8 protein-coding genes, 1 tRNA gene and 1 pseudogene are annotated in these 5,788 nt (G+C 56.1%); 3 read left to right on the forward strand and 7 right to left on the reverse strand.

The annotated features are described in order from the left end of the window. From ACEW8J_RS01380 to ACEW8J_RS01390, 3 genes and pseudogenes are all read right to left on the reverse strand, one after another. Positions 1-173: pseudogene (locus tag ACEW8J_RS01380) on the reverse strand (BAX inhibitor (BI)-1/YccA family protein); the annotation flags it as partial. Between the two features lie 322 nt (positions 174-495). Then, the gene (locus ACEW8J_RS01385; protein WP_373489838.1) at positions 496-960 is read right to left on the reverse strand and encodes a low molecular weight protein-tyrosine-phosphatase; all 465 of its coding nucleotides are present in this window, start codon (positions 958-960) and stop codon (positions 496-498) included. 37 nt (positions 961-997) lie between these two features. After that, positions 998-1,555: a superoxide dismutase family protein gene (locus ACEW8J_RS01390; RefSeq protein WP_373489839.1), complete on the reverse strand. Its 558-nt coding sequence runs from the start codon at positions 1,553-1,555 to the stop codon at positions 998-1,000. A gap of 116 nt (positions 1,556-1,671) precedes the next feature. On the opposite strand from ACEW8J_RS01390, the gene folK reads away from it, so the two are divergent. Then, entirely contained in the window at positions 1,672-2,151 is a 480-nt protein-coding gene (folK, locus tag ACEW8J_RS01395) for a 2-amino-4-hydroxy-6-hydroxymethyldihydropteridine diphosphokinase (protein WP_373489840.1), read from the forward strand. Positions 2,152-2,247: 96 nt separating this feature from the next. Next, a tRNA-Lys gene (locus ACEW8J_RS01400) sits at positions 2,248-2,323 on the forward strand. Positions 2,324-2,680: 357 nt separating this feature from the next. Here ACEW8J_RS01400 and ACEW8J_RS01405 read toward each other — a convergent pair. Together ACEW8J_RS01405 and ACEW8J_RS01410 are read right to left on the reverse strand one after the other, a co-directional pair. Beyond that, positions 2,681-2,827, reverse strand: coding sequence for a hypothetical protein (locus ACEW8J_RS01405; protein ID WP_373489841.1), 147 nt, complete (start codon positions 2,825-2,827; stop codon positions 2,681-2,683). Between the two features lie 30 nt (positions 2,828-2,857). After that, a complete protein-coding gene (locus tag ACEW8J_RS01410; RefSeq protein WP_373489842.1) occupies positions 2,858-3,832 on the reverse strand; it encodes an NAD-dependent epimerase/dehydratase family protein in 975 nt (324 codons plus the stop codon). A gap of 361 nt (positions 3,833-4,193) precedes the next feature. Here ACEW8J_RS01410 and ACEW8J_RS01415 point away from each other — a divergent pair, with 361 nt between their 5' ends. Further along, positions 4,194-4,583 carry a hypothetical protein gene (locus ACEW8J_RS01415; protein WP_373489843.1) on the forward strand — a complete coding sequence of 130 codons (390 nt, stop codon included), beginning with the start codon at positions 4,194-4,196 and terminating at the stop codon, positions 4,581-4,583. Here ACEW8J_RS01415 and ACEW8J_RS01420 read toward each other — a convergent pair. Then, complete coding sequence (locus tag ACEW8J_RS01420; RefSeq protein WP_373489844.1) at positions 4,580-5,551, reverse strand: 1-phosphofructokinase family hexose kinase; 972 nt, start codon at positions 5,549-5,551, stop codon at positions 4,580-4,582. The genes ACEW8J_RS01415 and ACEW8J_RS01420 overlap by 4 nt on opposite strands. Positions 5,552-5,667: 116 nt before the next feature. Beyond that, positions 5,668-5,788: transposase (locus ACEW8J_RS01425; protein ID WP_373489845.1), on the reverse strand; the 121-nt coding region annotated here is incomplete at its 5' end.

A 5,788-nucleotide genomic window follows, 5' to 3' on the forward strand; every position in this document is an offset into this window, starting at 1 on the left:
CCGGAACTGGCAAACAGCATCGCGACGATACCGGTAAGCAATACCCCGCTCGCCATGTAATTATAGACTTTGAGCATGTACGTCCGCAGGCCCGCATCAAACGCGACCTGAGTCTGCGCTGCGGTACCCACTGGGGGCTGCCCGAATGTTGTTCTTGGATCTTGCCAAGCCATAATATCCATACTCCTCAAATTAGCGAGCCGACAAACAGGCTCTCTGATTTGCAATATCGGGCAAGGGCTCATGTTTTTCAAGGGAAACCGGTTTGACTTGCCAAAATATTACCGATCAATCCCATAGACAGAATCTATCAAGCCGACCAATTTCTGGAATTATTTTCTCAGAAATACCGATAGACCACAAATTCAGCTTTTCGCATATCATTATCCCGTTCGGCGAGATCGCCGGATATTGCTGGATGCCGGGTCCGAACTGGTCCCCAGCGATCTATGGTAAATGTCCCCGGCTTCATAAACAACCGCCAAGGGCAATGGATCAGCCTGCCTCCAGCCATTGCCGGATGGCTTTTGCCGCTTCGGTCACCTCCGTCCAGGTCTGGTCGAAATCCTCATCTGCACCGTAAAAGGGATCGGCCACGTCTTCGCCCGACCGACCCGCGACATGGTCGAACAGCAGCGACAATCGGGCGGCCGCCCTGGCCGGACGCATGGCGGTCAGATCGCGCAAATTCTGGCCGTCGAGCGCGATGACATGATCGAAATCGTGAAAATCCGATGCGGTGACCTGTCGTGCCCGAAAATGGCCAATATCCAAGCCGTTCCGTGTCGCCACTGCCTGCGCGCGCTCGTCCGGAGGTTGCCCGACATGCCAATCGCCGGTGCCGGCCGAATCGATGATGACATTCAGCCGGGACCCTGTGCACTCCTGCCGCAAGGCGGCTTCTGCCAGCGGCGATCGACAAATATTGCCAAGGCAAACGAACAGCACGGAACGGCTCATATTCTCACTTTACATATTGCCACACAGGCGCTGCTGGTCAGCGACCGCCGACAAAGACTCCGCAAGCCAGACGGCCGCCGCTTTCGCCGGACGGATCGGTCTTCAGATCATCCGCCCCTTCGTGCACCACGAAGGCTGCGCCATCGGCATCAAGCAGGGCATCATCGCCGTCGCTCAACTGACCGCCGGCAATCGTCGCCTCGAGGGCTCCGGTACCATCTGCGCCAATGTCGAGATTGAAGAAATCACCAGCATGCGCGCCTTGCGGATTGTCAAAGCCATGCTGTTTTGAAGCCGGGTTCCAGTGGCCGCCGGCGGAACTGAAATCGGGGCCTTCGCATTTTCCGGTCTCGTGGATATGGACGCCGTGGGGACCGGGCGACATGCCCTGCGCCTTGATATTGACGATCAGGCCATCCGCACCCTGTGCGATAATCACCTCCCCATATTCGGTCTGGTCCGTACCCAACAGCGCCGCACGCGCGACATTGCCGCTAACCTCGCCGGGCGATTCCGATTCCTGTCCCTGGCTGCAACCGGCAGTCATCAGCGACAATAGCACCACGCCAGACAACGTAATGGGATGCTGATACACGAAGCTTCTCCTTGATTTTCCTGATATTGATTGCATGATAGCAGGCGATCCGCTCGCGTGGAACCCTTTGTTCCATCGCATCCCTCTTGCATCGGACAGGAACCAGATTGCCGCTTATGCCTTATCTGATCGCCGCCGGTTCGAACCAGCGCCATCGGCATTTTGGTCCGCCGCGCGCCATCGTCGCTGCGGCGTGGCAGCGACTGGCCGAACATGGCCTGACCATCCTGTCGACATCGGGAGTGACCATCTCACGCCCGGTCGGACCGTCCCAGCGCTCATATGCCAATGCCGCCGCGATTGTCGAAACGGCATTGCCACCCTCCGCGCTGCTGGAACAGCTCAAGCAGATCGAATCAGAATTTGGCCGCCGCAGGGGGCAGGCCTGGTCGCGCCGGGTGCTCGATCTCGATATCATCCTGTGGAGCGGCGGTGCCTTTGTCAGCAGCAATCCTGCCCTTGCCATTCCGCACCCGCTGATGCGCGAGCGCCGCTTTGTCCTTGGTCCGGCCGCAGAAATTGCAGCCGATTGGCGCGATCCGCTCAGCGGGTGGACGATCGCCCAATTATATGCCCGCCACCGGCGGCCGACTTGACGACCGGAAAAACCGCCAAAGCCGCTTGACCATGCGCGAAAGCCTCCCTAGGGAGGCGCTTCCCGGAGGCTATGTGCGCTGCACCAGCCGGTTGAGGGGCCCTTAGCTCAGTCGGTAGAGCAACTGACTTTTAATCAGTAGGTCGCTGGTTCGAACCCAGCAGGGCTCACCACATATTTCAATGACTTACGAAATAATATGGTGAGCGGGATACGTGCTAGGTAGCAGATAGGTAGCAACAGATACCAGATGTATCATTACACTTGACCGTCTCTCGAAATCGTTCGCTCGGAAGGGTGCCATGGTTTTTTCGGCACAATTTTTGTCACCTCACCCTGACTAAGTATCCGCACACACGGATAAATTCCAAGATTTTTCATTATCCTGCCGAACCATATCGAGGCCAGCGTCCATCACTTTCCTTCTTTACTTGACGGCCAAATTCTTAATTCCATGAATTGAGCCTTTATTTCCAAATGCTCCGCTTGATAGGCACCATTATCCGTCAGTAATCAAGTCGGTTAAATTCTCATATGTCATCATTGGACGTGATTTTCGGGTCACCGACATTGATCAAAATTCGGCTGGCTGGAATACTGCGTTCGATCAACACCTTTTCAACGGCCGGTTTCAATTCTGTTACAGCGTCATCAATCGACGCAGCAAAAAATGCCAATTTTCGGCCCTGTTACGAAGTCGTCGGTCATCAATTGCGCTCCTTCAACCAGGCAATGGTTTCGGCCACGCCAGCGGCAAAGTCGGTGGTGGTCCACCCTAGTTCCGTCCGTGCCTTGGCGCTGATGGGCCGCCCCGTGCGGCGCAGTACACCAAGCTCGCCATGCGAGACTAGCGGTCGCTTGCCGGTAATCCCGGCGAGCATCCCACCAACGCCGGCGATCAGATCCGCGACCCAGTCGGGCATGGTAGCGGGGCGCTTCACTGCCGGGGCAACCGCCTCCACCGCGCGCGCTATGTCTTGCAGCGTCTGATAGCTATCAAACAGGATATAGTGGGCGCCCGGTGCTGCCTTTTCTTCGGCCAGCAAGTGGGCCTTGGCTAGATCGCGATTGAAAACCACAGGCAAGCCGCCGCGCAACAGCGCCGGCACTTCGCTTTTGAGCAGCCGATCGAGCAGACCGGTCAGGCCAACCACCTTGTCTGCACCCGGTCCAAAGACCGCGGCGGGATGAAGGAAACAGGCGGGCAGGCCCTTCTCCACGGCCGTTTCAACCACCAGATCGGCGGCTTGTTTGGAGCGTTCATAGTCGGACAGCAGCGGTTCGCGGCCAGGCATCGTTTCGTCGAACGGATTGGCCGTCAGATCGAAGATGTCCTGTGTGCTGGTATAGACAAAGCGCGACACGCCTTCGGCCAACGCGGCATCCACCATCGCCTTAGTGCCATCGCGGTTGATCCGCATGAAGACTGACGGGTCGGCAACCCATTGTTCGGGAATGCCACCCGCGTGGAACACATGGCTCACGCCAGCCAATGCCGCACGGATGCTGGCCTGATCGGTTAGATCGCCCTTGAACAATTCGACTCCAGGTCGGGCGGCAAGCCGGGAGGGATCGCGAACAAGGCAACGCACGGTCCGCCCGCCCGCTAGCAGTTCGGCCACAATCGCGCTTCCAACGGTTCCAGTCGATCCGGTGACTAGGGTTAGGGTCGGCGCGGTCATGCGCGCGGCGCGATTAGTTCGATAAGCCGCTTGTGAGAATAAACGGCCTTACTTGCCCTCGTTGCTCCAAATCCCATTTGCGCTCCGATTTGAGGATAGGTCATACCACGATTTCGAAGGAGCCACGCTTCCTCTGATCTTTTCATTTTAACTCCGACCTTTTGACGATATTCCATCATGAATTGATAGTGTTACTACCGTGACGATATCATTTCTTCTCAGCATTCGACTTACTTGCAAAGCCCTAAACTGAACTGGAATCGAACATATTACCTAAATCTGCGGGAACACTAACCACCCAATAGGGCTTATGATCAACCAGCAAAGTTGGAGGTGATCAATTAAATAGTTCCTGAAAACTATGCGCGTCGGCATCGCTGCCCTTAATCATATGCTATTCCATTCCGGACGCAATCGCCATTTGCTTAGCATACTGCTGCTTCGCTTTCACAACCGGATCGTCAATCATGTTGTCACCCTTCACTTCAACGATGACCCACTTGCCATCATCGCGCTCAAAGAGGAAATCGGGATAGTAGCGTCTAAGCGCCCAAATGCGACTTTTGGTACCGACCGCTTCAACGTCTGCTTCGCACTCAGTTGCGGTCGTTTTATTCTAGATCCAATCAAGCCGAAAGCGCTCGATTCCGTCGCTCGTCCTGCTATCGGTAGGACGCGGAATCGTCCGTACAGCCGATGCCATGCCGACCGCCTCGATCATGCAATGAACCAGAGCGGCCGTTGGGGTTAGGCAGAAATCATCGACAGCAACCGGTTGTTTGCACTAGCGTGCCGTTCTTCAGCACTTTGTCGGTATAGTTGCAGAACATCTTCGCGGCGGCATAATGCGGTGCCAGGCGTCATCACTGCCGCAGAACCCGCGGCAACGGCAAAGTGAAAGGCTTCCGCGACTTCGATTCCTGACGCCAGGGCAAATGTAATCGCGCCAACGAAACTGTCTCCGGCGCCAACCGAGGAACGAACCGCCAGTTGTGGAGCGGAAACATCTGTCACAGCTTTCGCATTTGCCAGCAGAGCTCCCTCCTCTCCCATGGACACAACAACATTCTCCGCCTTTCCCGCTCGCACAAGCTTTCTGGCTTCCGCGCGCGCGCTGTTCCGGTCAAGCGGCCTTCCAACCAACTGCTCCAACTCGGCCAGATTGGGCTTCGCCAGATAAATTCCGCCCTCTTCAAGCGCCATTTTCAGAGCATTGCCGGAACTGTCGAGAATGACACGCGCACCCTTGCTCGCTGCGACGCTGGCAAGTTTGGCATAAATATCATCGGGCACCCCTTTGGGCAGGCTGCCGCTGGCGACCATATAGTCAAAAGACAGTCGGTCGACGATGTCCAGCACCGCATCAAGTTCACCTGACGCCACAGCGGCACTGTCGGGTACGAAGCGATACTCCAGACCCTTTTCGATGTCATGTACCGTATAGGAAATCCGGGTTGCCGCGGCAGCCGGCACCCGGTGCTGCATGAAAGGCAGCGTATCAAGGCTATCTGACAACAAGGCTCCGGTCGCGCCGCCTGCAAGATAGACGAGGTCCGGTCGCCCGCCAAAAGTAGCGATCACGCGCGCCACATTGACCCCGCAACCGCCGGGATGATGGATCTGATTAAACGTTCTGATCTTGACCGTTGGCTTGACTTCATTCGCATCACAGGAAACATCAATCGCTGGATTGAGGGAAATGCACAGAACCGTCTGCATGATTTGATCGACTTTCGCATGATGAATAGAGCTTTGCCCAAATCTATCGAGATCCCTCATCATCGCAAATCCGGCTTGGCACTTAGGTATTATTACCTAGGGTCAGGACTCATTGATCACAACCAGAAGATGACGGTCGCAGCAATACAGATGGCTGACAGGAAAGTGTGTGCGCAGCGATCATAGCGGGTGTGGATGCGTCGCCAGTCCTTGATTTTGGCGAACAGGTTTTCGACC

It is taken from the genome of Parasphingorhabdus sp. (assembly GCF_041748495.1).
Classification (GTDB): Bacteria; Pseudomonadota; Alphaproteobacteria; order Sphingomonadales; family Sphingomonadaceae; genus Parasphingorhabdus.

Coding starts and splice junctions, on each gene's coding strand:
- ACEW8J_RS01420 (WP_373489844.1), bottom strand. CDS start 5,551: ATGCAGACGGTTCTGTGCATTTCCCTCAATCCAGCGATTGATGTTTCC.
- ACEW8J_RS01410 (WP_373489842.1), bottom strand. CDS start 3,832: ATGACCGCGCCGACCCTAACCCTAGTCACCGGATCGACTGGAACCGTT.
- ACEW8J_RS01415 (WP_373489843.1), top strand. CDS start 4,194: ATGCGCGTCGGCATCGCTGCCCTTAATCATATGCTATTCCATTCCGGA.
- folK (WP_373489840.1), top strand. CDS start 1,672: ATGCCTTATCTGATCGCCGCCGGTTCGAACCAGCGCCATCGGCATTTT.
- ACEW8J_RS01385 (WP_373489838.1), bottom strand. CDS start 960: ATGAGCCGTTCCGTGCTGTTCGTTTGCCTTGGCAATATTTGTCGATCG.